The 25,690-nt window shown below is 70.3% G+C and carries 23 protein-coding genes and 4 pseudogenes; 11 read left to right on the plus strand and 16 right to left on the minus strand.

The window, feature by feature from the left end; genetic code table 11:
• Nucleotides 1-87: 87 nt before the first annotated feature.
• Entirely contained in the window at nucleotides 88-1,836 is a 1,749-nt protein-coding gene (locus ACIO5E_RS22130; RefSeq protein ID WP_400670416.1) for a glycosyltransferase family 2 protein, read from the minus strand.
• Nucleotides 1,837-2,039: 203 nt separating this feature from the next.
• Entirely contained in the window at nucleotides 2,040-2,606 is a 567-nt protein-coding gene (locus tag ACIO5E_RS22135) for a GNAT family N-acetyltransferase (protein WP_400670419.1), read from the minus strand.
• A 42-nt stretch (nucleotides 2,607-2,648) separates the two neighbouring features.
• Between ACIO5E_RS22135 and ACIO5E_RS22140 the strand changes: the two genes are divergently transcribed.
• On the plus strand, nucleotides 2,649-3,227 hold the full coding sequence (locus ACIO5E_RS22140; RefSeq protein WP_400670421.1) for a hypothetical protein: 579 nt from the start codon (nucleotides 2,649-2,651) through the stop codon (nucleotides 3,225-3,227).
• Nucleotides 3,228-3,249: 22 nt separating this feature from the next.
• Nucleotides 3,250-3,477: pseudogene (locus ACIO5E_RS22145) on the plus strand (transposase); the annotation flags it as partial.
• Nucleotides 3,478-3,600: 123 nt separating this feature from the next.
• Here ACIO5E_RS22145 and ACIO5E_RS22150 read toward each other — a convergent pair.
• From ACIO5E_RS22150 to ACIO5E_RS22175, 6 genes and pseudogenes are all read right to left on the minus strand, one after another.
• The gene (locus tag ACIO5E_RS22150) at nucleotides 3,601-4,185 is read right to left on the minus strand and encodes a hypothetical protein (RefSeq protein ID WP_400670423.1); all 585 of its coding nucleotides are present in this window, start codon (nucleotides 4,183-4,185) and stop codon (nucleotides 3,601-3,603) included.
• 89 nt (nucleotides 4,186-4,274) lie between these two features.
• Nucleotides 4,275-5,111, minus strand: a complete 837-nt coding sequence (locus ACIO5E_RS22155; RefSeq protein WP_400670425.1) for a hypothetical protein — start codon at nucleotides 5,109-5,111, stop codon at nucleotides 4,275-4,277.
• A pseudogene (locus ACIO5E_RS22160) lies at nucleotides 5,112-5,234 on the minus strand (IS5/IS1182 family transposase); the annotation flags it as partial. It abuts the gene before it with no gap.
• Between the two features lie 108 nt (nucleotides 5,235-5,342).
• Nucleotides 5,343-5,585: a hypothetical protein gene (locus ACIO5E_RS22165; RefSeq protein ID WP_400670428.1), complete on the minus strand. Its 243-nt coding sequence runs from the start codon at nucleotides 5,583-5,585 to the stop codon at nucleotides 5,343-5,345.
• Nucleotides 5,586-5,616: 31 nt separating this feature from the next.
• Nucleotides 5,617-6,129, minus strand: coding sequence for a hypothetical protein (locus tag ACIO5E_RS22170; RefSeq protein ID WP_400670430.1), 513 nt, complete (start codon nucleotides 6,127-6,129; stop codon nucleotides 5,617-5,619).
• A 16-nt stretch (nucleotides 6,130-6,145) separates the two neighbouring features.
• Complete coding sequence (locus ACIO5E_RS22175; protein WP_400670432.1) at nucleotides 6,146-6,895, minus strand: hypothetical protein; 750 nt, start codon at nucleotides 6,893-6,895, stop codon at nucleotides 6,146-6,148.
• 926 nt (nucleotides 6,896-7,821) lie between these two features.
• Between ACIO5E_RS22175 and ACIO5E_RS22180 the strand changes: the two genes are divergently transcribed.
• Together ACIO5E_RS22180 and ACIO5E_RS22185 are read left to right on the plus strand one after the other, a co-directional pair.
• Nucleotides 7,822-9,456 carry a hypothetical protein gene (locus tag ACIO5E_RS22180; RefSeq protein ID WP_400670434.1) on the plus strand — a complete coding sequence of 545 codons (1,635 nt, stop codon included), beginning with the start codon at nucleotides 7,822-7,824 and terminating at the stop codon, nucleotides 9,454-9,456.
• Nucleotides 9,457-9,664: 208 nt separating this feature from the next.
• Nucleotides 9,665-10,433, plus strand: a pseudogene (locus ACIO5E_RS22185) (transposase); the annotation flags it as partial.
• On the opposite strand, the gene ACIO5E_RS22190 reads toward ACIO5E_RS22185, so the two are convergent.
• Nucleotides 10,419-10,553 (minus strand): hypothetical protein, encoded by a 135-nt coding sequence (locus tag ACIO5E_RS22190; RefSeq protein ID WP_400671069.1) that lies wholly within the window; start codon nucleotides 10,551-10,553, stop codon nucleotides 10,419-10,421. The pseudogene ACIO5E_RS22185 and the gene ACIO5E_RS22190 sit on opposite strands and share 15 nt — an antisense overlap.
• Between ACIO5E_RS22190 and ACIO5E_RS22195 the strand changes: the two are divergent.
• From ACIO5E_RS22195 to ACIO5E_RS22210, 4 genes and pseudogenes are all read left to right on the plus strand, one after another.
• Nucleotides 10,537-10,843: pseudogene (locus ACIO5E_RS22195) on the plus strand (DUF6112 family protein); the annotation flags it as partial. The gene ACIO5E_RS22190 and the pseudogene ACIO5E_RS22195 overlap by 17 nt on opposite strands.
• A 40-nt stretch (nucleotides 10,844-10,883) precedes the next feature.
• A complete protein-coding gene (locus ACIO5E_RS22200) occupies nucleotides 10,884-10,943 on the plus strand; it encodes a hypothetical protein (RefSeq protein WP_400671038.1) in 60 nt (19 codons plus the stop codon).
• A gap of 304 nt (nucleotides 10,944-11,247) precedes the next feature.
• On the plus strand, nucleotides 11,248-11,805 hold the full coding sequence (locus tag ACIO5E_RS22205; protein ID WP_400670437.1) for a hypothetical protein: 558 nt from the start codon (nucleotides 11,248-11,250) through the stop codon (nucleotides 11,803-11,805).
• Between the two features lie 339 nt (nucleotides 11,806-12,144).
• Nucleotides 12,145-12,588 carry a hypothetical protein gene (locus ACIO5E_RS22210; RefSeq protein ID WP_400670439.1) on the plus strand — a complete coding sequence of 148 codons (444 nt, stop codon included), beginning with the start codon at nucleotides 12,145-12,147 and terminating at the stop codon, nucleotides 12,586-12,588.
• 317 nt (nucleotides 12,589-12,905) lie between these two features.
• Here the strand turns inward: ACIO5E_RS22210 and ACIO5E_RS22215 are convergent, their stop codons facing one another.
• The gene (locus tag ACIO5E_RS22215) at nucleotides 12,906-13,838 is read right to left on the minus strand and encodes an ROK family protein (protein ID WP_400670441.1); all 933 of its coding nucleotides are present in this window, start codon (nucleotides 13,836-13,838) and stop codon (nucleotides 12,906-12,908) included.
• The gene (locus ACIO5E_RS22220) at nucleotides 13,835-14,707 is read right to left on the minus strand and encodes an SIS domain-containing protein (protein WP_400670443.1); all 873 of its coding nucleotides are present in this window, start codon (nucleotides 14,705-14,707) and stop codon (nucleotides 13,835-13,837) included. The genes ACIO5E_RS22215 and ACIO5E_RS22220 overlap by 4 nt, the downstream gene beginning before the upstream one ends.
• Before the next feature lie 1,130 nt (nucleotides 14,708-15,837).
• Between ACIO5E_RS22220 and ACIO5E_RS22225 the strand changes: the two genes are divergently transcribed.
• The 3 genes from ACIO5E_RS22225 (at nucleotide 15,838) to ACIO5E_RS22235 (ending at nucleotide 19,455) form a co-directional block, all read left to right on the plus strand.
• Nucleotides 15,838-16,503: a response regulator transcription factor gene (locus ACIO5E_RS22225; RefSeq protein WP_400670445.1), complete on the plus strand. Its 666-nt coding sequence runs from the start codon at nucleotides 15,838-15,840 to the stop codon at nucleotides 16,501-16,503.
• A complete protein-coding gene (locus ACIO5E_RS22230) occupies nucleotides 16,500-17,807 on the plus strand; it encodes a sensor histidine kinase (protein WP_400670448.1) in 1,308 nt (435 codons plus the stop codon). The genes ACIO5E_RS22225 and ACIO5E_RS22230 overlap by 4 nt, the downstream gene beginning before the upstream one ends.
• Before the next feature lie 154 nt (nucleotides 17,808-17,961).
• Entirely contained in the window at nucleotides 17,962-19,455 is a 1,494-nt protein-coding gene (locus ACIO5E_RS22235; protein WP_400670450.1) for a serine/threonine-protein kinase, read from the plus strand.
• 620 nt (nucleotides 19,456-20,075) lie between these two features.
• On the opposite strand, the gene ACIO5E_RS22240 is transcribed toward ACIO5E_RS22235, so the two are convergent.
• The 5 genes from ACIO5E_RS22240 to ACIO5E_RS22260 all read right to left on the minus strand — a co-directional run bounded on the left by ACIO5E_RS22240 (nucleotide 20,076) and on the right by ACIO5E_RS22260 (nucleotide 25,684).
• Nucleotides 20,076-21,161, minus strand: a complete 1,086-nt coding sequence (locus ACIO5E_RS22240) for an ROK family protein (protein WP_400670451.1) — start codon at nucleotides 21,159-21,161, stop codon at nucleotides 20,076-20,078.
• Nucleotides 21,162-21,749: 588 nt separating this feature from the next.
• Nucleotides 21,750-23,120, minus strand: a complete 1,371-nt coding sequence (locus ACIO5E_RS22245; protein WP_400670453.1) for an alkaline phosphatase family protein — start codon at nucleotides 23,118-23,120, stop codon at nucleotides 21,750-21,752.
• On the minus strand, nucleotides 23,120-24,304 hold the full coding sequence (gene eboE, locus ACIO5E_RS22250) for a metabolite traffic protein EboE (RefSeq protein WP_400670455.1): 1,185 nt from the start codon (nucleotides 24,302-24,304) through the stop codon (nucleotides 23,120-23,122). The genes ACIO5E_RS22245 and eboE overlap by 1 nt, the downstream gene beginning before the upstream one ends.
• Complete coding sequence (locus tag ACIO5E_RS22255) at nucleotides 24,304-25,164, minus strand: TatD family hydrolase (protein WP_400670457.1); 861 nt, start codon at nucleotides 25,162-25,164, stop codon at nucleotides 24,304-24,306. Before ACIO5E_RS22255 ends, eboE begins: the two co-directional genes overlap by 1 nt.
• A complete protein-coding gene (locus ACIO5E_RS22260; protein ID WP_400671040.1) occupies nucleotides 25,151-25,684 on the minus strand; it encodes an EboA domain-containing protein in 534 nt (177 codons plus the stop codon). The genes ACIO5E_RS22255 and ACIO5E_RS22260 overlap by 14 nt, the downstream gene beginning before the upstream one ends.
• Between the last annotated feature and the right edge of the window lie 6 nt (nucleotides 25,685-25,690).

The raw sequence follows: 25,690 nt of genomic DNA on the forward strand, positions 1-25,690 counted from the left end.
TCCGCGCCGGTGGGGCGACGCGCAAGGAAACGAGGGAGGATCCAGCTGAGTTGACGATCCGCCAACTCACCATCTGGGAACTAGGGTTCAGAAGATCAGCGGATCGGCCCAGCCGGACGCCAGCAGACCGCAGAGCAGCAGCACGGCGGTGACGGCGACGGCCTCCGCGCGGCCGAAGCCCAGGTCGGACCGGCGTCGTACGGGCGGGGCGACCTCGCCCACGGCGGCTCCGTTGCCGCCGCGCAGGAGCGGCCAGAGCGACCGGACCAGCGGGATCATGGTGTACGCGGTGAGCGCGAGCAGCGCGGTGAGCGCCCAGTACGGCCGCCAGCCGTACAGCGCGATGGCGCGGACGAGTCCGGCGACGCCCGCGAGGACGACGAACCCCAGCCAGCCGACCCCGATCCGGGCGACCGTCCGGGCGAGCGAACTGCCGCCCGACACGGCGCCGGTGGGCACCCAGTCGGCACTGCGGCGGCGCAGCGCGTGCGCGATGGCGACCACGTGGCAGAGCCCGCCGAGGAGTTGGACCCGGGTGACCTCGAAGCGCCAGCGGGTGCGCGACATCGCGGGCAGCAGGACGAGCGAGACCCAGATCGGCGGCAGGAACGGCAGCACCTGCCAGGGCTCGATCTCGCCGGGGGCGAAGAACAGCATGATCAGGGCGGGCAGCGGGACGGCGAAGACGTTCACCGCACTGGTGACGTAGCCGAGGATGCCGTTCCAGAAGCAGAGTCGGGCGGAGCGGGACAGGGTCCGCCGGTCAGGCCTTCCCGATCCGCGGCGGAAGTCCGGGTCGCGGACGAGCGCCAGGGAGCCGAGGCACCAGCGGTACTGCTGGCTGATGAACGCGGGCAGGCCGGTGGGCGACATGCCCTTGGCGACCAGGGCGGGCACGTACCGGGTGGTCCACCCGGCGCGGGCGAGCGAGAGGCCGGTGTAGAGGTCCTCGCTGTGGTCGATCTCGGCGAAGCCGCCGACGCGCATGAGTGCGGCGCGGCGGTAGAGGGCGTTGGTGCCGCAGCAGACGGTGCCGTCCTGCGCGTCCCGGGAGGGCTGGATCCAGCGGTAGAAGATCTCCTGGGTGGCTCCCGCGGCGCGTTCGAGCCAGGACATGTCGGCGTCCGTGTCGAAGCACTGCGGGCTCTGCACGATGCCGACCTCGGGGTTGTCGAGGTAGGGCACCAGGTGGTGCAGGAAGTCGGGGCGGGGGCAGAAGTCGGCGTCGAGGACGGCGATGACCTCGCCGCTGCCCTCGGCCAGGCCGTGGTTGAGGTTGCCGGCCTTCTTGAACCGGCCGCGGTCGGGGCGGGCGCGGTACTGGAAGCCGTAGGACTCGGCGAGTTCGCGCACCTCGGGGCGGGCGGCGTCGTCGAGGACCAGGACGGTCAGCTCGCCGGGCCACCGGACGGCGGCCGTGTGGCGGTAGGCGTTCTCCAGGACGGCCAGCGGTTCGCCGGCGGTCGGCAGCAGCAGGTCGACGCTCGGGTGGCGGGCGGGCCGCCAGGCGCGCATCAGCAGGTCGTGCGAGTCGCGGGTGAAGCGGCGGGCGCGCTGGCCGTCGGTGAGCGAGAGCAGCCAGGTGGCCGCGTTGAGCACGGTGAGCACGAGGAAGGGCCAGAGCAGCGGCCGGCTGAGGGCGAACAGGCCGAGGGTGGCGGTGGCTCCCGCGTAGGAGAGGGTGGCGCAGAGCAGCACCCAGCGGCGCTGCGGGCCGAAGTACCAGTAGAGCTCCTCGTCGTCGGGCGGGCTGGGGAGGCGGAGGACCGGGTCCTCGGGCATCCGGCGCGAACCGGTGTCGGGTGCGGGCATGGCGGTGCCATGGAGTACGGGCATGCGGAAATGGCCCCCCTGGGCATGGGACGGAACGTGGCCGTTCGCCCTCAGCCTCTCACATTGGCCTAGACCAATCATGAACGAGGTGTGACATCTCCGCATCGGCCCTGGTCAGTGACTTGACGTGCTATCACGTACCGACGGACCGTCAAGCGATCATGGATCCGGCCCCGAGCACCGCCCGCCCGCCCGCACCCCGTCGATCACGCCTCCTTCAGCACCTTCGTCAGCTTCTCGAACCGCAGGTCGGGGCGCAGCGGGACGCCGAAGCGCTCGTCGCCGTACGGGAACGGGGTGTAGACCCCGGTCCGGCGGAAGCCGCGCCGCTCGTACCAGGCGATCAGGTCGGAGCGCTGCTCGATCACGGTCATCTCCAGCTCGTCGACGCCCCACTCCCGGCCGGCCAGCCGCTCGGCCTCGGCGAGCACCGCCCGGCCGAGTCCGCCGCCCTGCAGCCCGGGGCGCACCGAGAACATGCCGAAGTAGGCGCGGTCCCCGCGGTGCTCGAGCTGGCAGCAGGCGACCAGCTCGCCGTCGCGCTCGGCCACCAGCAGGACCCCGTCGGCGCGGCCGATGACCTCGGCGACGCCCTCGACGTCGGTGCGCCGCCCCTCCAGCAGGTCCGCCTCGGTGGTCCAGCCGGCCCGGCTGGCGTCGCCGCGGTAGGCGGACTCGACCAGCTCGACCAGGGCCGGTACGTCGGCGAGGGTGGCGGGGCGGAAGACGAGCTCCCCGGCGGGCCGGGCGGGGCTGGGGATGGTCTCGGACATGGCGGGTCCCTCTCTGCGTGCACGGGCGCCGCCCGCCGCTCGATGCCTGCGGCGTGGCGCGGGCCGTCCCTGCTGACCGGCCTGCGGGCATCGTGCCACAGCGCGCGGACCGGCCCCGAGGCGCGGGACCTGCGGATACGGGCGGCGTGCGAGCACCTCGAGTCCCGATGGAGCAAGTGCCCGCACGAGTACAAGATCAGGTACCGCAACGCGGCCGGGCGCCAGACGGAGGAGTCCGGCTTCGCCACTCAGGACAAGGCCAAGACCCGCCTCGCCGAGGTCTACCACGCGCGGAAGAACTCCCCGCAGAGCCAGCGCAAGGCCGAGCGCATCCAGAAGTACGGGGTGATGCACTTCTCCGACTATGTCGCCGAGTGGCTCAAAGGCCAGCGCGACCTGAGCCCCACTTCGCTGCGGAACCTCGATTCCCTCCTGAGGAACCACCTCCTCCCCGCCTTCGGCAACCGCCGCATGGGGACGTTCGACCACAAGGTCGTCGAGGCGTTCTGGGTCATGACCGCTGTTCACCCTCAGGCGCGTGCAGGCGAGTTTCAGGGATCTCAGGCCGCTTGGCCGAGCCGCGCATCGGTGACGGGCGCATGCCCGGCAACGCTGGGATGACGTCGGCCTGGCGGAGATTCAGGAACTGCCCCTGACCGCGATCGACCCGCTGGCCTGGGCACGAACCCTTTTGCCGGACGCCGAGTTGGCCACCGCCGAGCCCAAGAAGCTCCGCTACCGCCTCCTGCACGTTGCCGCCCGGATCACGCGCGAAGCCCGCCGCCTACGCCTGCGGATCGCCCCCACCTGGCCCTGGCGCCACGAACTGACCGCGGCGTTCAGCCGCCTGGTGGCACTGCCCCCGACCGGCCACCTGACAGCCGAAGCAACCCCTGACCACCACGACCCGAGGACCAAAGAGCACCCGGCCATCGCGCCGGGCCATCGGCATGCCCAACATCCGACGGCAGCCCCGCAACCTCCGACGCAGGGATCACCCCAGATCAGCCGACGCGAACCGAAACACGGAGACTAACGGGGGGAGCTGCCATTCCGTGGCGCTCTCGTCCGCCAGCAGGTGCTCCGCGATGAGGAGCGGGACCACGTCCAGGGGCACGCCAGAGTCGAGGGCGACGCGCACCCGGTGGGTTACCCCACGGACCGTCAGTTCGACCTCGGCGGTGGTGTCAACGGTTAGGCGGACGTCTTCGAGGCGGGCTTCGGCCAGGTCGGGGCGGCCGACGTCGGCGGGGTGGTTGGAGAGGAGGAAGAGGTGCTCGCCCAGGTCGGTCAGCAGGTCGGCGTAGACCAGCAGCGGTGGCGCAGTGGCGGGCGGCGCGGTCAGCGCCTCCGGTGCGGGCGGCGCCCAGCCTGCGCCGGGCCCCAGGGCGGCGTGTAGTTCGTCTCGCGTGCTGGTGGTGGGCAAGGCCACGGTACGGCCGCCTGTGGTGACTTCGGCACCGTCCGGTGTGGGGAAGGCGATATGCGCGAGGCGTCGGGGGCCGTCGGCGTTGGTCCGCTGGAGTGCGCCGGCCTCGCGCAGGAAGTAGCCGCGCCGCAGGTGCTGCTCGTGTGACACCAAGAGTCCGCCTCGATTCTGAAACACACGGGTGGCTGGGAGACCGCGGTGCCGCCCCGGCCATCGTGCGGCCAGGGCGGCACCGCGGGTCAACTGTTGGCCGCGTTCTTCACCCAGTCCGGGCAACGGCCGTCAATCCCGAGGCAGTACGCGGTGATCACGCCCTTCACGTTTCCGTAGTTCACCGTCACCTGCACGTCCCGGCTCTCGACCACCTTGCAGGTGCGCCAAAGGAACCAGCCGGAGCACCGCACGTGGTTCACCTTGGTGACGTAGTTCCAGCTGTCTGGTTCGGCCTGCTTGACCGGGAACCCGGGCGCCGGATAGCGGGTGGTCGCCCGGATCGCGGCGACGTTGAGGTTGTGCTTCCGCACGATCTTGTCGTACCCCCAGCCGCTGCCGTTCCCCTTGCGGAGGTTGACGGTGCGATGATCGCTGGAGGTCCAGCTGGCGACCAGGGCGTAACGGGGGTCACCGGCCGCCTGAACCGCTGCCGTTGCCGTCCCCGCGACCACGGCCGCTCCGTCCTCGGGGTCCGGCTGCGGCGCCGGGTCCTCGATCGGCGGCTCGGGCTCCGCCGGCGGGGCGCCCTGGGCGTACGCCCGGACCAGGTCCGCATTGACCGCGTGACTGTTGGTCAGGTCCGCAACAGTGAGTTCCTGGCCCTCCGTCAGTGTGCCGTCGCCGAAGACCGAGACCGAGACCGAGACCGCGCTGTCGTCCCCCGGAGCCGGGTCGGCCGTTGCGGCTGCCAGTGCCGAAGGCGCGGTGAGGACGAGGACGGCGGCCATGGCTGTGGCAATCAGCGCCGGACGCGCAACATGTCGGGACAACTCGCTTCTCCTCTTCACCAGTTGACGTGCCTCGATCGTCGCACCGCGCGCATGAGATTTCGATGAGTAGCCGAGCCGTCCCTTACTGATCATTCAGAATGATCTCTGGAGTCGGCGGAGGCACATGGTGCTGGCGGCGAGTTCGCGGAGTCCTTGGTGGAGGTTGGCTCGGCGCTCGTAGCGGGTGCGGAGGCGCTTGAACTGGTGGGGCCATGCGGTTGGGTCGGCCGCGCGGCGAGGTGCCTGCTCGTGGCAGGTCCTCTTCCGCGCGGCCTCCCGCCGAACCGGACACGACGGTTTCCCGGTCATCCGGCTCTCCAGTGACTACAGCGTGTGCGATCTGGCCATGGGTGCTTCGTGGATGCGGTCATGGCAAGCGGTGCAGGCCACAAGGGTCTTGCGCCGCCGGTTGAGCATGACGCGCGCCCAGTCGGACGGCGGCCATCCGGCACGGGCGAGATCGGCGAGAGTCCGAACGTGATGCACCTGGACATCACCGGTGGCTCCGCAGACCTCGCATGTGTCCACCAGGAGCCGGGCGATCAGCTCCTTCTGCGGATAGTCCACCCAGACAGGCCGACGGTCGACGACTTTCGATTCATTTCGATTTCAGCGGAGTGGGGTTGGAGAGGGACTGCAGGAACGGGGCGATGTCCTGGGCGTGGGCGACAGTGGCGGACCAGCGGTGCAGCACACGACCGTCCGCGGCGATCAGCAAGGTGGTGGGCGGCGTGGACGCGTTGTAGGAGCGGGCCATATCGGCCGGATGTTTCGGTACCAGGACGGTGACTCGCGCCGAGTCGAGGTTCCAGTCGTGGCGAAGATTGGGGTCGGCTTTGCCGGTGACGTCCACGATCGCCACGGCCACGCGCTCGCCGAACTGGGTGCCCATGCTGCGCAGCACCGTGACCTGGCTGCGTGACTGGCCTGTCATCGGGTCGAGAAAGGCCAGCAAGACCGGCCTCCCGTGTGGAACCTGGTCGTCGTCGGGCTTGTCGTGCGGCGGATCGGAGGCACAGCCGGCGAGCGTGAGGAACATCGACAGAACAAGAAGACAGCGGACCGGCAGCCCGCCGGCATCACGCGACATACCGGCCTGCATCGTGCTCAAGGAAGGGACCTCCTCATCAGTGGCGGGACTGGTACGGCGGATCGGGACCATTTGCCGATGCCGACGGTCTTGCGCTGGATGATCCGGGTGCCGAGCCAGGAGAAGCAGGGCGACGAGCGGGGCGATGACGGTGAGGAAGGCGGTGATGGGCCCGCCGCGGATGACGGGCAGCACGATCGAGACGAAGGTGCGCACGCCGCCGGCTCCCGTCGATGGCGGTGGCTTCTTCGAGGACGTGGGGGATCCCGGTGAAGAACACGGTGAGCAGGTGGACGGTGAAGGGCAGGGCCAGGTCGGCGTGGATGAGGACGAGCCCGTCGAGGTCGTTGCCCAGGTTCACCTTGGACACGCCGACGAACAGTGGGATCAGGAGTACCTGTGCGGGGACGCCCGGTCCCATCGCGAGGCTCATGGTGAGGGCGTTGGTGGTGCCGGGGCGCCGTCCGGTCGGCATGTAGCCGGCGACCACGACCGCGAGGATCGTCGAGGACGGCGGGGCTGAGGACCTCGTCGCCGTAGTCGCTGGACGCGTTGTCGAGCACGGGGCGGTGGGTTTGGCCTGGAGGATCTTCTGGACCGCGGCGAGTTCCGCGGGCGCGGGGATGTCATCGCGGGCGGTCATGTTGTCGGCGGTGGTCGCGATGTCCGACAGCACGTCCTTGTGCGGCCACAAAGCTGGCGTCAGCGTAGGCATCGCCACGGGCTCAACGCAATGGAGCCCCACACCTGTCGCGCCTTGCCGGTACACGGCGATGGCGGTCGTCACCGGATGATGGGCCGATGGCTGAAACAGCAGTCCCCGTCGTCGAACCGTTGACGTGTCCGAGAACCTCGGCCTAGCATCCCGGTTACGTCGACCGCTGTGGATCGATCCACGTTTTGAGACCGTACCGCGCACAAGACATCCATCCATGATGTCGGCGCGGTGCCTGGAAGCAAGGCGCCGCAGACCGGTGGAGGAGTGGCACGGGCCGCATCAACGCTTTGTCATCCGTAGACCGGTACTCCGATGAGACGGGCCGTCGCGTCGGGGGCCACAGCGATGGCGACGGCGTGTTCGAACCCGGTGGTTGCCAGTCCGGACCCCCGCAGCGGCGCCCGTCGCGAGCCGATGTGCCGGATCGCGGCCCGACTACCGGCAGCCTGCAGCGGATGGCGTTCCCGGCCACGCGGCCGGACACCGCCGCCACGACCTGGCGCGGCCAAGCCGTCGACCTCACCAAGCTGCAAACCCGATACGGCGGCAAGAGTCCGACGACCCGGATCGCCGATGGGAGCGGGGCAAGCAACGGCGCCTCGCCAACACCTCCTACGACCGGCAGCTCGGAGACATTCGGCTGACGGTCGATCCCGAGCGAACGCTCGCCCAGCGGGACGACGTGACCGGCACCCCGGCCGTGGTCCTTCTCGATGCGACCGGAGCCGTGATCAAGCGCTGGAGTACCTACGTTCCCACCGTGCAGGTCGCACAGATCATCACCGGCAGACTCCCCGGCTGACCAGCCGTCGCCTGCCTTCTCGCCGACGGGGCCCACCCCAGGCCGGTCGACCGATCATTCCGCCGCACGTCCGGCGGCACATCATCCACCCGGCCACCTCGCCCGCGCGGGCGTGGCCTCGCTGTACCCCTGCTGAAAGGAGCAGCACGTGTCACACCAACATCCAACCGGTGCCCGATGGCGCAGACTCCCGATGAGGCTCGCCGTCGCCGTGGCCATCGCCGTCGGGTACCTGCCCCTGGCAGCGGCAGCCCCGGCGGGGGCCGCGGATCCGGCGCCGGCTGCGAACTCGGCGTACTACGTGGACTGTTCGCGGTCCGACAACGGCAATGGCTCCCAGACCAGTCCGTGGAACACGCTCGACTCGGTGAACGCCACGGCATTCGGCCCCGGCGACCAGATCCTGTTCGCCCGCGGCACCAGCTGCGCCGGCACGCTTGCGCCCCAGGGGTCCGGCGCTTCCGGAGCGCCGATCGTCGTCGACGCCTACGGGACCGGTGCCAAGCCGGTGATCGCCGGCGGCGGCGCAGAGGACGGGGTCGTGCTGTTCAATCAGCAGTACTGGGAGATCCGGAATCTGGAGGTCACGAACCATGACGCCAGTGTCGAGGGTCGCCACGGAGTCCGCATTGTCCTGAAGGACTACGGCATCGGGAACCACTACCGGCTGACCAACCTGACCGTGCACGACGTCAACAGTGGCGGCGGCGAGGCTCTGGGAGCCAGCTACGGCATCCTGTTCGAAGTGCTGGGCGACTCGGTCAAGACCAAGTTCAACGACGTCGTCGTCGACGGGAACAACATCTACACCGTCGGCTCCGGTATCAACATGTCCACCACCTGGAAGTGCCGGGCGTCGATGGGCTGGGAAGACGTCTGCGCGAACCAGGTATACAACTATTACCCGTGGACCGGGTTCGTCGTGCAGAACAACACCGTGCACGACATCGGCGGCGACGGCATCGTCATGCAGCACACTGAGAACGGGCGGGCCCAGTACAACGTCAGCTACGACACCTCCACACGCCCGTTGAAGGACACCGCCGCGATGTGGGTGTGGAACGCCGATCACGTCACCTTCCAGTACAACGAGGCCTACAAGACCCACAAGCTGGGGGACAACGGCGACGGTATGGCCTGGGACGCCGACTACGGCACCGATGGCACCTTGTACCAGTACAACTACAGCCACGACAACGCCGGGGGCATGGCGATGTTCTGCGGCCGCTGCAGCGAAACCGGCGCCGCCACCAGCGCCACGACCAACGCCATCTTCCGCTACAACGTCAGCCAGAACGATGGAAACTCCGACGCGAACACCAAGGTGAGCCAGGTGTTGCGCGGATACGGTGCAAACGCCGGCTGGTTCTACAACAACACCATCTACGTGCCCTCAGGCTCCAGCGCCAAGGTCCTGTCGGCGACCCCCGAAAGCCACGTCACGGTGGCCAACAACATCATCATCAACAACGGCAATGGCGGATACGATTCCGACAACGTTCGCTTCAGTAACAACATCTTGAGCGGTAGTAACACGAGCAACGTACCGCCCGGGCAGATCATCGCGAACCCGCAGCTGGCATCGCCCGGCAGCGGCGGCACCGGCCTCGGCACCGTGGCCGGATACCAACTCACTGCCGGCTCCCCCGCCATCGGCGCCGGCCTCGTCATCACCGACAACGGCGGCCGCGACTATTGGCGCAACCACGTCCCCACCGTCTGCGCCCCCGACATCGGTGCCCACCAGTATTCCGCCCCCGACGACGCCTCCTGCCCGGGCAGCGGCCCGCACACCGGCCCGATCGCTCCTGGCGTGGCCGGCAAGTGAGCCAACGCCGCAGGCACAACCAACGGCACCAAAATGGCCATCTGAGACTGTAACGGCGGCACCACCCAGAAATGGGCCCTGCCCTAGCCTGCGCGTTTCGTCCGGGGTGGTGTCCGGATCATGATCGAAAAAGCGAAAGTGCCTTCCGAGCTGCAACGATGAGGCTTGTCTAAGGTCCCAGTCGTACCAGCAGGAAGGCACTTTCTGCGTGCAGGCCACCCGGTCACGCCCCAAGCTCGTCACCAGCGCCGACGGGCACGGGGTGGTCAACCACGCCGGCTCGCGTCTGCTGGCGGATCTGGCCGACGCCACCTCGCTGACCAGCGCCTTCAGCGCGCTCTGCACCGGATGCGGCCTCGCGGGACCGGGCACGATCCCGGCCCCGTCGCGATGGACCTGGCGGTGATGCTCGCCGACGGAGGCGAGGCGATCCGGGACCTGGCCGTGCTGCGCGACCAGCGCGACGTGTTCGGCCCCTTCGCCCCCACTCCGACCGCCTGGCGAGTGCTGGCCGGCATCGACACCGCAGCCCTGAACGCACTGCGGGCAGCCAGGGCCAGGACCCACGAGGTCGCCTGGCCGCAAGCGGACGAGACCGGACACCCCATGCCCGCATCACACGCCGCAGGACGTGAACTACCGGGCCTGGTCCTGGACATCGACGCAGCCCTGGTCACCTGCCACTCCGAGAAGGAACAGTCCGCCGCCACCTACGAACGCGGCTTCGGCTACCACTGCGACCGGGCAACGCCGGAGCCGACCACATCACCGTCCTCGATCAAGCCCTCGCGCAGATTCCCGACGCCCACCGACACGGCACCCCGGTCCTCATCCGCGCCGACAGCGCGGGCAGCGCGAAAGCCTTCCTGGCCCACCTGCGTGCCCTGCGACAGCGCGGGATCCAGACGACCTTCTCCGTCGGGCACGCCGTCACCGAACAGGTCCGCAAGGCCATCCGGGCCCTACCGGGCCAGGTCTGACACCCCGCGCTGGAACAGGACGGCGCCCTTCGTACCGGCGCCAAGGTCGCTGAGCCGTCCGGCCTGGTCGACCTCACCGGATACCTGGGCGGCACCCGCCATGTATCTCGCGGACACGGTCGTCCAGCTCGCCTACGACCCGGGCATCACCCCGAACGAGGGCGGCCTGCCCGGCCTTTCGGTCCTCAAGCAGGTCATGGGCTCGCTGAACCTCTTCGGCATCATCGCGGTCGTCGGAGCCCTGGCCGTCAGCGCCGGGGTGCGGGCCTGGGGCCACTACTCGGGCGGGCACCAGGCGGAGGCCAACCAACGGCAAGAAGGGCGTGCTCGTGAGCGCGGGCGCCGCCCTGCTGCTCGGCGCGGCCAACGGCATCGTCGCGTTCTTCTCCGGACTCGGCGGCCAGGTCAAGAATCCCGTTCGTCCGCGTCCCCACCACACTGCTCTCGTTGGTCGAAGTGAGCGTAGCGGCGAAGACCGGCGTGAACTACCAGGGATATGCGATATGACGAAACGTCAGAAATCCTGGATGGAGCACGAGTTGCCGCCTTTGCCACTCTGACGATCGCTCATGGATTCCGTGAAGGACCTGAGGTCTTGATGAACATCACGCCACCGCCTTCGATGGATCGTCGATGTCCGAGGCGGAGGCCACGCACCGCGAGCACGTCAAGCAAAGATCCGTCGACCGACCGGACTTGACGCTTCGCCCGTTGTTCACCGTGGTCGCTCTACTCGCATAGATTCATCGATGATGTCATGAAGGCATCGCTCGGCGATCCGGACCGAGCCAGCATCAGGGAGCCCTTGCCCATGCCTCACCCCCAGCGTCTCGCCGCCTCGGCGGCCGCCCTCGCGCTCGCTGTCGCCGCGCTCGCGGCCGGCGGCACCGCCCACGCCGCCCCGGCCACCCACACCGCCCTCGCCGCGACGTGTTCGCAGGCGTTCCTCCCGCTGCCCGACCCGTCCTGCACCCCGGGCGTCACCAACCCGGACGTCAGCCAGGACACCATCGACGACACCATCTGCGTCCCCGGCTACAGCAAGTCGATCCGCCCGCCCACGAGCTACACCAACCGCCTGAAGGTCCAGCAGATCGGCGAATACGGCTACGAGGACACCGACACCGCGGACTACGAGGAGGACCACCACATCCCGCTCTCCCTCGGCGGCCACCCGACCGACCCCCACAACCTCTGGCCCCAGCCGCGCTACGCCACCGGCCCCGACGGCCTCACCGCCGCCGACAAGGACAAGGTCGAGTACAAGCTCTACCGCGCGGTCTGCAACCACCGGGTGGACCTGGACCCCGCTCAGCACGCCATCGCCACCGACTGGACCACCGCCCTCGCGGTACTCGGCCTCGACTGAGCCGGGCCATGGGCCGGAGCGGGGCCGCTACCCCGTTCCAACCCCGCGCCCATCCGCCGGGCCGGACGATGGCCGGCCAGAGGAGACCGAGGAAGCCCGTCAGGCACGGATGAGTCGCCGTGCTGGGCGAGGGCCCCGAGACGGCTTCCGCCGGCGCCCGTGGGCAGCCTTGACAGGGCCGGTCGCGCGCCTGAGACTCGTCGCACCCGAAGTGTTCCGGCCACGCGGTACCCGAAGATGTGCGAACGATCGGCAGTCCTCCTGCTCGCGTCCGCTACCAGGGTCGGCGCCGCCGAGCGGGTCGGGGCTCCATGTTCCATGGAATCAGGGTGATGAACCATGACCAACATCCCGGCTTCCGGTGCAGATCCCGCGCCCAGACCGGTGCGTCCGTCGTCGATTCGATGGCCCGGTTCGGTCCATCGGCCCGGATCGGCGGAGTTCGAACGGTCCGCAACAGACTGGCTGTTCGACCTGGCTCCGGCGCGATGGCGTCACGAGCAGGTGTTCCACCGCAATCCGCTGGAACTGGCCTGCATGGTCCGGCTCCACCTGGATGCCGAGATCCTCGTCATGCAGGCGGGCCTGAAGGCCCTGCGAACGGCCCTACTCGGAGCGCCGCGGCGCGCCGACGACACCGAGACCATCGAGGCGTACATCCGCGAGCAGGCCTGGGCGAAGGCCGTTCGCGGACAGGTCAGACTGGTCGAGGACGCACTCCACCTGTCCGCCGGGCGCACCGGCCGCAAGCGCGTCGCGTGGCGCATCGTGAACGGCCTGTGACGGACTGGAGCCACTGCCGGTGAGCCCGTCGCCGTCGCCGGACCGACCGGCTAGTAGCTCGCCGAGCGGACGTCCGGCCGGACGATCGGCTCGACGACGACGAGGCCGTCGGGCCCTACCGAGGCGACCACCGCCGTCGCGCGCCCGGTGCGCAGGGTGTGGGCGGCGAGGACGGGATCCCGCAGCCCCCGTCACGGCCGCGAGTTCGTCCGCGTTGGGCTTGACCAGCGCCGGCCTCTCGGTCAGCGCCGCGTGCAGGGCCGGTCCGTCCGCATACACCACGGCCGGCACACCGTGGGTGCGGGTGGGACACAGGATCACGACAGCGCCTCCCGCCGCAGTAGGTCCTGGGCGAGCATCGCCGCTCCGCGACGGCCGGCGTCGCCACCGAGTTCGGCGGGGATGATCGCGGGGCCCGCCCGGTGACGCAGACGCTCGGCCACCGCTGCCCGCAGCAGGGCGACGTGGTGTTCGCCGGCCAGGGCGGGTGGTCCGCCGATCACCACCCGCTCGGGGTCGAGCAGACCGACGACGATGGCCAGGACGTCGGCGAAGGTCTCGATGGCCTCGCGCCAGATCTCGGCCGCCACCTGGTCTCCGCCGGCGGCCCGCTCCTGCACGGCCATGGCGGTGATGCCGCTCTCGCCGGTGGCGTTCGTGTAGCGACGGGCGATCCCGGTGGCCGAGGCGTAAGCCTCCAGGCAGCCACGGCCGCCGCACGGACAGGTTTCGCCGCCCGGGCGGAGAACGATGTGGCCGAGTTCGCCGGCTCCGCCGCCGCTTCGGGTCAGCGCCTGCCCGCCCAGCATCATGGTGGCGGCGATTCCGGTGCCGGTCGCGACGTACAGGAAGTAGCGACAGCCGCCGCCTGCACCGGCCCGGGCCTCCGCGAGGCCGGCCGCTCGGACGTCGTGGCCGACAGCGACCGGGATGCCCAGGTGCTCGGAGACCCTCTGTCGGACGGGGACTTGGTACCAGCCGAGGTCTTCGGCGAACACCGCCATGCCCGCCCTCTCGTCGACGACGCCCGGGACGGTGATTCCGGCAGCGGCCGGTCGGAACCGTTCGGCGAGGTCGGCGGCGCAGTCGAGGACGGTCTCCAGCACCGCGTCCGGGCCGCGGCCGGCCCTGGTCGGCCGGCGCTCGGTGTGCCGCTGCGAGCCGTCCTCCGCCGTCACGCCGCAGGTGATGTACGTTCCCCCGACCTCGACCGTGATCACCGCGGCTCTGCCGCCGCTCGCTTCAGTCACGTCTGGTCCAGCACGATCGAGCGGGTGAGGTTGCGCGGCCGGTCGGGGTCCAGGCCGTCCAGTTCGGCACGTTCGACGGCGAGGCGCTGCGCACGGATCAGATCGGCCATCGGGTCCAGGGAGGTGGCCGACACCCGAGCCCCGGTCGCGAGCACCTCGTCCACCAGTCCGGCCGGGGGATCGCCGAAGAACCAGACCAGGCTCTCCGGCCCGGTGATGCTGATCGGGCCGTGCCGGTATTCCATCGCCGGGTAGGCCTCGGCCCAACTGCCCGATGCTTCACGAAGCTTGAGCGCGGCCTCGTTCGCAAGGCCGATTGTCCAGCCGGCCCCGAGGAAGGTGATCTGCTTGACCTCGGTGGCGCCCTCGGGCAGCGGCTCGGTCAGTGCCCGCTGCGCCTGCGCCGACAGGTCGGCGGGGGCGAGGCCGAGGTGGCTGCGGAGGAGGGCGAGCACCGTGGTGGCGAACCGGGTCTGCACCACCGACTTCTCGTCCGCGAACTCCAGGTCCACCACGGACTGCGCGACGGCGCTGACCGGGGTGGCGAGGTCACCCGTGATGGCGACGGTCGGCAGGTCTTGGGCGCGGGTGAGGGCGTCGAGCACCTCGGTGGTGGTGCCGGAGCGGGTGATCGCGAGGAGCCGGTCGTAACGGCGGGCGGCGGGGTACTCGGAAGCCGCGAAGGCATCGGTCTCCCCCAGCCCGGCCGTCTCACGCAGCGAGGCGTAGGCCTGGGCAACGTAGAGCGAGGTACCGCAGCCGATCACCGCCACGCGCTCTCCGGCCCGGGGCAGTCCGGCGACACCGGCCTCCGACGCCCGACGCCAGCACTCGGGCTGGCTGGCGATCTCCTGCTGGACATGACTCATGACGGCCTCCTGGGCACGGTGAAGCATGCTGATCAGATGTGCAGTATCTATGACTCAAGGAATCATTTACGAGCAGGGTCTCGCAACTATTACGCATCTTCGATCAATTTCACACATGCGAGGCTCTCGTGCCGCACCACGGGGTGACCCCACGGTGCCACAGCCACGCGAGCCCGTACGGTCCTGAACCCGCTCGGCCCGCCCGCCGAGTGCCACATCGACATCACGACCGTGACAGTGACCGTCCGGCCCGGTCGACGTTCACCAAATCCTCAGCCGCTCCCAGCCAGGCTGTCGCCACGCACCGACGGTGGACGCAGGACGGAGCAGAGCCATGCAGGAGTCCATACGGAACGACCGGAAGGCCCGCCTTCTGAGCACTCGGCCCGTGAAGTCCTACCGGGTCCGGGCGGTACGGAAGCACTGCGTACTCGCCTTGGTCGCCGCCCGGCGGCAGGTCGTCCAGCACTGGCACCGGCTACCAGCGCACGCCGGATCACTTCTCCAACGGGCCTGCTTGCTGGCGGTCGTGCTGGCGACGCTCCTGGCAGCGGGGGCCGCGGTCAGGACGATGGTGAGCCCGAGCGCGGATTCCCCGAAGGCGGTCTGCCGACAGGCCGGGGTGATGGGGCACCACCGGATCGCAGCTCGCCGCTGCCGGGGAAAGTCACCCCAACCGGGTGGCAACGATCGAATCGGCGACCGGAGGCCGTACCGAAGCTCATCGAATCCTCAGGTTCCCGCTGCGATGATCCTCCACGTCGGCGGTGCCCCCTTCCCGGTTCCCTTGGAGGGAGGAGGCAGCCGTCGACAACGCCGGTCCGTTGCCGTGGCGGCGGCCGCGAACCGGCGACCGGCTGTGCACCTCCCAGGTGTCGAATCCCCCCGGGCACGGGGGAGGTGCACGGCCCTCTTCGGCAGAGGTCGAAACGTCTGACTCCCGGAGTCCCGTCGAACAGTGAGGGAGCACTCAGATCACAGGCCTCCATGGCGCCACCTCGCAGAAGCGGCCGACTCCGGCACGTCCGCCCGCGCGGCGCGCGTCCGCCGAAGGCACGCCGCCCGTCATCGGCAGCGCCGGTAATCGCATGCCCGCGACTCCGCCATCGGGCGTCACTATCCTGGCCGATATGCGAGTACTGGTGGTCGAGGATGACGAGGACCTGCGGTTCGCGGTAACGGCCGCGCTGCGCGGCAACGGCCTGGCGGTGGATGAGGCTGCCGACCTCCCCGAGGCCGACGAGGCGTTGTTCATCACCGCCTACGACTGTGTCGTGTTCGACCGGATGCTGCCTGCCGGTGATTCCGCGGACTACGTGCGCCGAATGAGGTCGGAAGGCCGGACCCTGCCTGTGCTGTTCCTCACCGCACGCGACACCGTCGCCGACCGGGTCGAGGGCTTCACCACCGGCGGCGACGACTATCTGGTCAAACCCTTCGCCGTGCCGGAACTGGTGGCCCGGGTCCGCAACCTGTGCCGACGCACCGCCGTCACACGCCCGCCGGTGGTCCGCTGCGGCGGCCTGGAGATCGACACGGCCAGCCGCACGGTGTACCGCGACGGTGTCCGCCTGACCCTCACGATCAAGGAGTTCGCCCTCCTGGAGACGCTCGCCGCCCGGCCCGGCGAGGCGGTCCGCCGCGCCGAACTCATCGAACGCTGCTGGGACGAGCAGACCGAGCCCAACTCGAACGTGGTCGAGGTCCTGGTCTCCCAGCTCCGCCGCAAGCTGGGTGATCCGCCGCTGATCCACACCGTGCGCGGGATCGGCTACCGCTTGGAGTCGCAGGCGTGAGACGTCCGGCCCCGGTCGACCGGATCCGCCGCCCGCGCCGACGCACCCCGCCGACACCGAAGGGCCGGATCCGGCGACTACGGCGCCGCATCGCCATGCTCTTCGGCCTCGTCAGTGCTCTCGGTCTGGTCGGGATGGCGATCATCGCCGTGCAGGGGGACAACACGTCCTGGCGCGCCCAGGTCGAAACCGAACTCCGGCTCCGGACGAGCGAGTTCGCCGCAAACCTGCACTACGACGAGGATGGCGACCTCGAATACCCCGACCCGAAGGAAGGCGAGTACGACTGCCCCCCGGTGACCCTGTTCGCAGGCTCCGGCGACCAGGTCTCCCCGGTCGCCGCTCCGCACCGGCCCTGCCTGGTCGTCCCCGCCACAGCCCTGCGGGCCGTCGCCGCCGAGGCCGGACGCGAGAAGGACGCCGCCGTGAGCACCACGACCACAGCGAACGGCCACCGCCTTCGCCTGTACGCCCAACCTCTCGCCGTTTCGGGCACCGACGGCTCCGGTGCCGTCGCGGTCGCCGCGATCGACATCTCGGGCAACTTGGACGACCACGAACGGCTGGCCCTGCTCCTCAGCATCGCCTGCGCGGTCCTGGTGGCCGCCTCGGCCGCGGCAAGCCACTGGCTCGCCGGACGGGCCGTGCGGCCGGCGCTCGCGGCACTCGACCAGCAGGAGGCGTTCTTCGCGGACGCCGCGCACGATCTGCGCACCCCCGTCGCCTCGTTGCGCGTGCTCGCCGAGACAGGGCTGCGCGGGGAGGCCGACAGCACCGAGGTCATGCGCCGCACGCTGCGCCAGTCCACCCGGATGAGCGAGCTGGTCGACGACCTGCTGACCCGCGCCCGGCTGCGGGCCGGTGCCGTTCGGCTGGACCGGGAGCCGCTGCGGCTCGACCAGCTCGTCGACACCGTCGTCGCCGACACCCCGACGGACGGGCACCGGGTGACCGTCCGGACCGAGGCGGTGGTCGTGCTCGCCGACGCCGGGCTGCTGCGCCGCGCCGTCGCCAACCTCCTGGGCAACGCGCTCGCCCACGGCCACGCCCCGGGACAACCGGCCGACATCGAGATCACCGTCGCGTCGGACGGCACCGTCGCGGTGGACGACGCCGGTCCCGGAATTCCCCCCGAGCAGGCCGAGTCCCTCTTCGAGCGGTTCCGCAGCGGAAAGGGCTCCAGCGGCCTCGGCCTGTCGATCGCCGCCTGGGTCGCCCACGCCCACGGTGGTTCGCTCACCGTCGCCACCAGCAGCCGGGGCGGGACCAGGTTCCTCCTGCGTGTCCCCGTCCAGAAGCGCTGACGCTCCCACCCCGCCCGCGACGGGAGGAGGCTCACCGAATCCTCAGGTTCCCTCAGCCAGACTGCTCCGGTCCCCGAATCAGCACCCAACGAGCACGAACCGTGCGCCGCCGGATCTCCCGTCGGGAAAGGCACACGGCGAGGAAACAGGTTTCATGACCCCGATACGCGAATACTCTATCGGCGACATCGTGGCTGAGCGCTTCGAGCTGCTGGCACGACTCGGCGCCGGCGCCATGGGTACGGTGTGGCTGGCGCGTGACCTCGTTCTGGAACGCGAGGTCGCGCTGAAGGAGATTCGCTCGGCCACCGACGACGCGCGCCGATCCGCCGCCATGAGGCATCGGGTCCTGCGGGAGGCGCGGGCCCTTGCCAGGATCGATCACGCGAACGTCGTCGCCGTCCACGAGGTCCTCGACCAGCCGCCCCACCTCTGGGTGGTGATGGAAGCAGTCGAGGGCCGATCCCTGCACGAGGTCCTTCGGGACGGACCGCTCACCCCCACCCGGGCCGCGCGCATCGGTCTGGACGTGCTCGCCGCCCTGCAATCCGCCCACGCGGCCGGTGTCCTGCACCGGGACGTCAAGCCGGGGAACGTGCTGATCCGCCCGGACGGCTCCGCCGTGCTGACCGACTTCGGCATAGCCTCTCTCACGGATTCGCACACCCTCACCGAACCCGGCGACATCATCGGCTCACCCGAGTACATGGCGCCCGAACGCATCAATGACGGCTTGGTCGGCCCCGCGTCCGACCTGTGGTCGCTCGGCATGCTGCTCTACGTGTGCGTCGAGGGCGAGCATCCCTTGAAGCACGACACGGTGTGGCAGACGCTGTTGGCGGTCTGCGAGCAGCCGGTCCCTTCGCCGTCGAAGGCCGGCCCACTCTCAGCGGTGATCGATGCCCTGCTCTCGCGGCAGCCGGAGGAGCGTCCTTCCCCGGCCAGGCTCGCCGCGCTGCTCGGCGCTGCCGCCGAACCCGGGAGGAAGGCAACTCAGAGCGAGGCGAACACGGTCGTACTCCCTCGCGCGCCCGCCCGGACACCCCTGAACACACCCACGCTGGTGCAGACGCCAACCTTGATGGCGCGGTCCGTCGGGCATCTCCCCGCCGACCGTTCCCCCGCCCGCAGCGCTCCCACGTCCCGCCACGAGCGCCGCCGTCTGCTGCTCATACTCGCCATCGTCGCGGGCACCGCGGTGGTCGCGGCCACCACGTTCACCCTGTTGGGCAGCGGGAACCGCGCCGCCGACACCGGCCCTTCCTTCGTCGCAGGTCAGGCGGGTGGCTGGATCGCCCAGTTGACCGAAATCCCGCACACGACGGACGCCGACGAACGGGACGAGGAGCTCACCGCGATCCAGCAGCAGGTGCCCGGTGCCACCCTCCTCGACGGCGACAAATGGGCCTCGTTGACCCCAGGGCAGTGGATCGTCCGCGCCCCCGGCGACTTCACAGGCGGTTACGAGGCGCTCGCATTCTGCGCCGCGCACGGTACCGAGCACTGTTCCGGCCGCTACCTCAGCACCGACAGCGCCGACCGCGGCTACCTCTGCGAGGCCGGCGCGCCCCCGAACTCGACTGCCTGCCGACGCCCCGATGACCGCGGCGGAGCCGCAACGCCCGCGCCTCCAGGGCCGAGCCACTGAGGAGTCTCCCGATCGTGATGCGTGCCGGTCTCGACCTGCGAGAATAAAGGACTTTAACTTTACAGCAGCCGACCGAACGGGCCAGTGTTTCCCTCCGCTTTCCGGCGGCGGGGGCCGACCGGACGGCTCCAGCCGGCGACCGGGCCCCGCACACGAGAAACGCTCCGATGCCGACAGACACTCCGATGCTCTCCCACGCACACCACGACGCCGCACCGGCTGCCGTCGACAGCAGCCTCGACCACACCGTCATCGGCGTCGACTTCGGTGGCACCGACGGCGCGACCCTCGACGGGGCGAACGCCACACTGCCGGGGAACGTCGTGTCGGACGGGATGGCGGTGACCGCCGCACCGAACTCGGTGCGGCGGGTCGACGGCGCCACCGTGCCCACCGCTCCGTTCGCCGCGATCGGCACCGGCAGTGCCGGACTGCGCACGAGTGGAGAGCGCCGTTACGGCGGCCTCCGTCCGGGGACGCTGCCGGACGACACCACCGTGCGCGCGCTGGGCCAGTGCCTGGACGCCCGAGGTGGCTCCGTTGTCGACGCCACGCCCGCACGGCTTGTCCCCCTGGGCCGGTGCTGCGTCCCCGCGGTCTGCGATCGGCGCGATGCCGCCTCACGCGTGTGCGGCATCCGCCAGCGCGTCGCGCGCCGCCGCCTGCCCGAGCGCCAGGGCACCCAGGAATGGTGTGTTGAGGGGGAAGTCGGCCGGGACGAGGTCCGGCGGGTGGGGCACGGCGGCAACGAGAGCCCTGTTCAGCGGCGGGTACAGGACGTCCCAGGCCCGCGCCATGCTGCCGCCGACGGCGATGCGCTCCGGGTCGACCGCAATGGCCAGGTTCGTGAGGTGGAAAGCCAGCTCGGCGGTGAACTCCTCCAGAAGAACGGCCAATTGTGGGTTTCGGGCAGCGTCGGTGAGGACGTGAGGCGCGCTGTCCAGGCCTGGAACCACCGTGAGGGCGTGTTTCAGGAGTGCCTCGCCGCTGACGACCTCCTCGAGCAGGATCCGGTCGTCGGCCGGCTGCCCGACATCGGCGATGTGGCGCAGGTTGTGGCCGATCCCACCGGCGGTGTTGTTGCGGCCGATGATGACCTCGCCACCGACCACGATGGCGACGGCCAGGCCGGTGCCCAGGTTCAGGTAGATCGCCGGGTCGGCGCCGGCCAGGGAACCGTACTCGGCCTCGACCCGGGCGGCGGCCATGACGTCGGTGGCGACCCGGACCCGGGCGCCCCCGAACGCAGACGTGAGCTCGCGGCCCACGGCCGAGCCGCTCCAGCCTTGATCGGTCGGTGAGAGCATGCCCCCGCGATCCCCCGGGACGCCGAGCATCGAGACTCCGACGCCGATCGTCGCTCTGCCCGGCGCCACCCGCTCCAGGAGGACCCTCGTGGCCCCCACGGCCCGGGCCAGGCAGCTTGCGGGGCTCCGCTCAGTGTGCGTCGGCACGATGTCCGACCCGAGCCTGACGCCGCCCGTGTCGGTTGCGGCGACAGCGATCCGGGTCCCGCTGATGTCGAAGCCCAGCACTACAGGCGATGGCACGCGCCGCTCCTTGCCCTTGGATGTCGCCAGGGGCTTGCCACCGCACCCCGGCCAGTCACTCACAGTGCCACGGGAATCCTGAGGATCTGATGAACCGTCCCTGCCCGCGACCCCGCCACCTCGTCTTCCACCTCCGTTCCGCCACGTTCGCGACACGGGTCACGATCGGGGCATCTTGATCACGCAGAGAAAGTGGTTGCCCTCACGCCCAGCGATAGTTAATCTTCGTTACGAAGTAGCGGGGCGGCGCCGCGGTAACCCGCAGCACCCATCTGCGGAGAGAGCGTGTCAGACGCGGCTCCTCCCTGGTCGGCATCCGACGGCGGATGGCCTGACCCACCAACCGGCCCGGTGTATGCCGCTCGTTCCGCACAACGAGCCCACGGCACACACCGGGCCTTCCCTTCCCGGGAGTTGCAGGGCAGCCGCGGGGCCGTAGCGCCGGTGGGGGCGGAGGTGCTGGAGCATGGACCGGAGCGCCAAGCCGATGCGCCTGGCTTCCCGATCCGGGGCGCCGTCCAGGAAGATCGCCCAGCGGTGGACGGCCGCGGCCAGATGACCGAGGCGCAGATGCTTCTCGGCGAGCCTGGCCCGGGTGAGAAGAGCCGCGTGCGTCGCCGAGCTGTGCGAAGGCCAGCACGCCGACCTCGCGTTCGAGAGCCTGGAGGAGGCGAGCCCGGAAGCGTGCCTGGCCATGGCCGAGGCCAAGACGGGCGCGCTGCTCGGCTGCGCCTGCGCGGGTCCTCAGTGGTCGACCGCCAGGCACGAGAGCAGGAACTGCTTCACGTCGGTGGCGTGGAAGCGGTCGCGGGCGTGCTCGCGGTTGGAGCACAGCAGGACTGGGGCGTCCTGCGGGTCGTCCGGGAGGCGGCCGTGGCTACCGCGGACGCAGGACGGGTCGATGGGCACCACCGATATGGTACTGCGGATGCCGAGCCGCAGCTTGGCCAGCGACATCGCGGCGCGCGCCATGACCAGGGGATCGCCGGGGTCGAAGAAGAGCTCGGCCGGGTCGTAACCCGGCTTGCGGTGGATCTCCACGCCGTGAGCGAAGTCCGGGGCGCGGTCGTCGTCCAGCCAGTAGTAGTAGGTGAACCAGCTGTCGGCGGAGGCGATCGCGAGGAGTTCACCGCCGCGGGCGTGGTCGAGGCCGAACTCCGCTTGGCCGCCCCGGTCCAGGACCTGGTCCACGCCGTCGGTCTTCAGCAGCAGCCCTCGCACCCGCTCCAGATCGGCGGGATCGGCCACGTACACGTGCGCCACCTGGTGGTCGGGCGTGGCGAAGGCGCGGGACGTCCACGGGTCGAGGTACTCCATGCCCTGCTGGGTGTGGACGTTCAGCAGGCCCTCCCGGCGTAGCACCCGGTTGACGTCGACGGGGCGCCGTACCTCGGTGATGCCGTACTCGCTGAGCGCGACGACCGTGGCTCCTCGGGCGCGGAGCCGTTCGAGGAACGGGCCGAGGAGGGCGTCGAGTTCACGCGCAGCGGTCCGGGCCTGCGGCGAGTTCGGGCCGTGGCGCTGGAGGTCGTAGTCGAAGTGGGGCACGTAGACGAGCGTCAGATCCGGGTCGTCCCGGTCGATGATCCGCCGGGCGGCCTCGATGATCCATCGGGACGAGGCGATGCCGGCCTTGGGCCCCCAGTAGTCGAACAGCGGGAAGCGGCCGAGTTCAGCGGTGAGCGTCTCGCGCAGCGACGCCGGAACGGTGTAGCAGTCCGGGGACTTGCGGCCGTCGTAGTGGTAGACCGGTCGTGGGGTGACGGTGATGTCCACGTCGGCACCCATGGCGTACCACCAGCAGATGTTGGCCACCTTCAGGCCGGGGTTGGTGCGCCGGGCCGCCTGCCAGACCTTCTCCCCCTGGACGAGCCGGTTGTGTTGTCGCCAGAACGCGATCTCGCCCATGTCACGGTCGTACCAGCCGTTACCGACGATGCCGTGCCCGGCGGGCAGCTCCCCGGTCAGGAAGGTGGACTGGACCGAACACGTGACCGCCGGCAGCACGGTGTCCAGCTCCGCGCTGAATCCGCTCTCGGCGACGGCCCGCAGACGCGGCATGTCGGCGAGCGCGCGCGGGGTGAGCCCGACGACGTCCAGGACCACGACGCTCATCACGTCCTCCTGCTCTGCATCGACGGGGATGCGGTCAGACCGAGCCGGGCCAGTTCCCGGCGGGTCCAGTCGAGTTCGGCGGCGATCCCTTCGACGAGATCGGCACTGGTCCGCGGGGGTTCGGGGAGCACGGACCAGGTGTAGGTCTCGACGTCGAGGTGACGGGTCCGGGCCCGCTCGCCGGCGAGCATGGCTGCGAGCGCCCGCTGGAGCACCGGGCGGGTGGTGGCCAGCGGGGGTGCGGGGTCCGCGTGCACCGGGATGTGGAAGTGCGTGCGCCACGGACGCTCGCCGCTCAGTGCCGTGGCCCCGGCGAGCGCGTCCGACAGGTCGTCCGCCCCGGCCCCCGCCCGGCCGGCCTGCCGGGTCTGGTGCAGGAACCTCGGCTCGTCGAACGCCGCCAGGGCACTGCGGGTGGCGGGGTCGGTCGGTGTGCCCGCGTGGAGGGCGCAGGAGACCTGTGCCTTCAGCACGCCGATGCCTGCCCGGTCCAGCTCGGCCACGGCCGTCTCCGGGTCCTCGAAGGCGACCGCCAGGTGGCAGATGTCGAGGCAGAGGCCGAAGTAGTCCGGGTCGAAGCAGGAGAGGTGGTGGACGGCCTGGCCGGTCGTCTCGATCAGGCATCCGGGTTCCGGCTCGAAGGCGATCCGGATGGTGCGTCCGGTCTCCAGGAAGATGTCGGTGAGCTCCTGGCCGAGGAGGTCGAGGTGGCGGTGCGCCAGGGCGTGGTGCTCCGGGGTCCAACCGTCGCTCCAGCCGAACGGGAGGGTCGAGATGGTGCCCTCGACCACATCGTCCGGCAGGAGCAGCGCCAGTACCCGGGCCAGGTCCCAGGTGTAGTGCAGGCGGTGGGGCGAGGACCAGTCGGGTCGGTACACCGCGTGCTTGACCACCGGTTGGTGGAACCCCTGGTAGGGGAACCCGTTGAGCGTCACGACTTCCAGCCCGCGGGCGGAGAGTTCGGCGCGCAGCCGCCGGACGGCGCGCGGGTCGGAGGCAAGCTCGGAGGCCACGCGGTGGGCGAGCCAGAGCCCGATGCCGAGGGTGGGCGCTCCGAGGCGCTCGCGCACCGGGACGGCGAAGGTGTCGAGCTGTCCGAGGATGCCTTCCAGGTCCTCGGCCGGGTGGACGTTGGTGCAGTAGCCGAGGTGCACGATGTCGCCGCTCCGGTGGTGCAGTCGCATCAGCTGCCGCCCCTGCGCACGGAGTTCCCGGCGAAGACCTCGTCGTCCGCCGGCCGATCGGGGTCGAGGTCGAGGTCGAGGCGGCCGCTCTGTCCGTAGAACTCGACCGGGTTGCGCCACAGCACTCGTTCGACGTCGTCCTCGACGAAGCCGGCCGCAAGCATGGCGTTCGCGGTGGCACGGGTGAGCAGCGGGTCGCTGTGGCCCCAGTCGGCGGCCGAGTTGACCAGGATGCGGTCGGTGCCGTGTTCTTGGAGGATGCGCACCATGCGGTCCGGGTCCATCTTGGTGTCGGGATAGATGGAGAAGCCCATCCAGCAGCCGGAGTCGGCGACCAGCGGTGCGGTGACTTCGTTGAGGTGGTCGATGGCCACCATGGTGGGTTCGATGCCGTCGGCGCGGACGAGTTCGAGCGTGCGGACGGTGCCGACGGCCTTGTCCCGGTGAGGGGTGTGGACCAGGGCGGGAAGGGCGTGCTCGCGGGCGAGGGCGAGCTGCGTGGTGAAGGCGTGTTCCTCGGCGTCGGTCATCGAGTCGAGGCCGATCTCGCCGACGGCGACGACGCGGTCCTTGAGCAGATAGCGGGGCAGATCGTCGAGGACCGGTGTGCAGCGAGGGTCGTTGGCCTCCTTGGGGTTGAGCGCGATGGTGCAGAAGTGCTGGATGCCGTACTGGGCGGCGCGGTAGGGCTCCCAGCCGACCAGGGCGTCAAAGTAGTCGCGGAAGCTGGCGGGCGAGGTGCGCGGCTGGCCGAGCCAGAAGGAGGGTTCGACGAGCGCGCGGACGCCGGCGGCCCGCATCGCACGGTAGTCGTCGGTGGTGCGCGAGGTCATGTGGATGTGGGGGTCAAAGATGTGCATGGCGTTCTCCCGTGGGGTGGAGGTCGAGCAGCGTCCGCAGGTCGTGGGGGACGGGCCGACCGGCTGCGGCGCGTTCGGCGGCGAAGGCCCGGAACATGCGGAGGAGTTCGGGGTCGGTTCGGCGAGCGAGTCCCGCCACGGTGTCGAGGGGGATGCCCATGAAGACGCACTTGAGCACGCCCTGGCGCCATGCGCTCTGGTCGAGGTACCGAGCGGCGTACGGGCCCATGGCCGCCGTGACGAGGCGGACGTCGTTGGTGCGCAGCGCGTCGGCGGTCAGCGGGAGCGCGTCCGGGCCGATGCGGCCGGTCTGGTCGAGCAGCGGGAGGGTGCGCAGGACCGCAAGGCGTTCGGTGGTGTCCCCGTCCCGGTACAGCTCGTCGAGGGTCGTCGCCAGTTCGGCGCCTGCCGTCGGGCGTGCCAGCACCAGCTGACTGCGGACCGCCTCGCCCTGCTCTCCGCCGGTGCTGCGCGCGGCGATCGGGAACAGCTTGGCCAGCGCGGCGGGGTCGGAGCGCACCTGCTG

It is taken from the genome of Kitasatospora sp. NPDC087314, from assembly GCF_044744365.1.
GTDB lineage: Bacteria > Actinomycetota > Actinomycetes > Streptomycetales > Streptomycetaceae > Kitasatospora.

Bases quoted from the DNA above. Each gene is read 5' to 3' on its own strand.
- eboE (WP_400670455.1), bottom strand. From the start codon at position 24,304: ATGCGACTGCACCACCGGAGCGGCGACATCGTGCACCTCGGCTACTGC.
- ACIO5E_RS22130 (WP_400670416.1), bottom strand. From the start codon at position 1,836: ATGCCCGTACTCCATGGCACCGCCATGCCCGCACCCGACACCGGTTCG.
- ACIO5E_RS22245 (WP_400670453.1), bottom strand. From the start codon at position 23,120: ATGAGCGTCGTGGTCCTGGACGTCGTCGGGCTCACCCCGCGCGCGCTC.
- ACIO5E_RS22135 (WP_400670419.1), bottom strand. From the start codon at position 2,606: ATGTCCGAGACCATCCCCAGCCCCGCCCGGCCCGCCGGGGAGCTCGTC.
- ACIO5E_RS22155 (WP_400670425.1), bottom strand. From the start codon at position 5,111: ATGATCAGTAAGGGACGGCTCGGCTACTCATCGAAATCTCATGCGCGC.
- ACIO5E_RS22225 (WP_400670445.1), top strand. From the start codon at position 15,838: ATGCGAGTACTGGTGGTCGAGGATGACGAGGACCTGCGGTTCGCGGTA.
- ACIO5E_RS22140 (WP_400670421.1), top strand. From the start codon at position 2,649: ATGCCTGCGGCGTGGCGCGGGCCGTCCCTGCTGACCGGCCTGCGGGCA.
- ACIO5E_RS22235 (WP_400670450.1), top strand. From the start codon at position 17,962: ATGACCCCGATACGCGAATACTCTATCGGCGACATCGTGGCTGAGCGC.
- ACIO5E_RS22210 (WP_400670439.1), top strand. From the start codon at position 12,145: ATGACCAACATCCCGGCTTCCGGTGCAGATCCCGCGCCCAGACCGGTG.
- ACIO5E_RS22180 (WP_400670434.1), top strand. From the start codon at position 7,822: ATGAGGCTCGCCGTCGCCGTGGCCATCGCCGTCGGGTACCTGCCCCTG.
- ACIO5E_RS22205 (WP_400670437.1), top strand. From the start codon at position 11,248: ATGCCTCACCCCCAGCGTCTCGCCGCCTCGGCGGCCGCCCTCGCGCTC.
- ACIO5E_RS22255 (WP_400670457.1), bottom strand. From the start codon at position 25,164: ATGCACATCTTTGACCCCCACATCCACATGACCTCGCGCACCACCGAC.
- ACIO5E_RS22220 (WP_400670443.1), bottom strand. From the start codon at position 14,707: ATGAGTCATGTCCAGCAGGAGATCGCCAGCCAGCCCGAGTGCTGGCGT.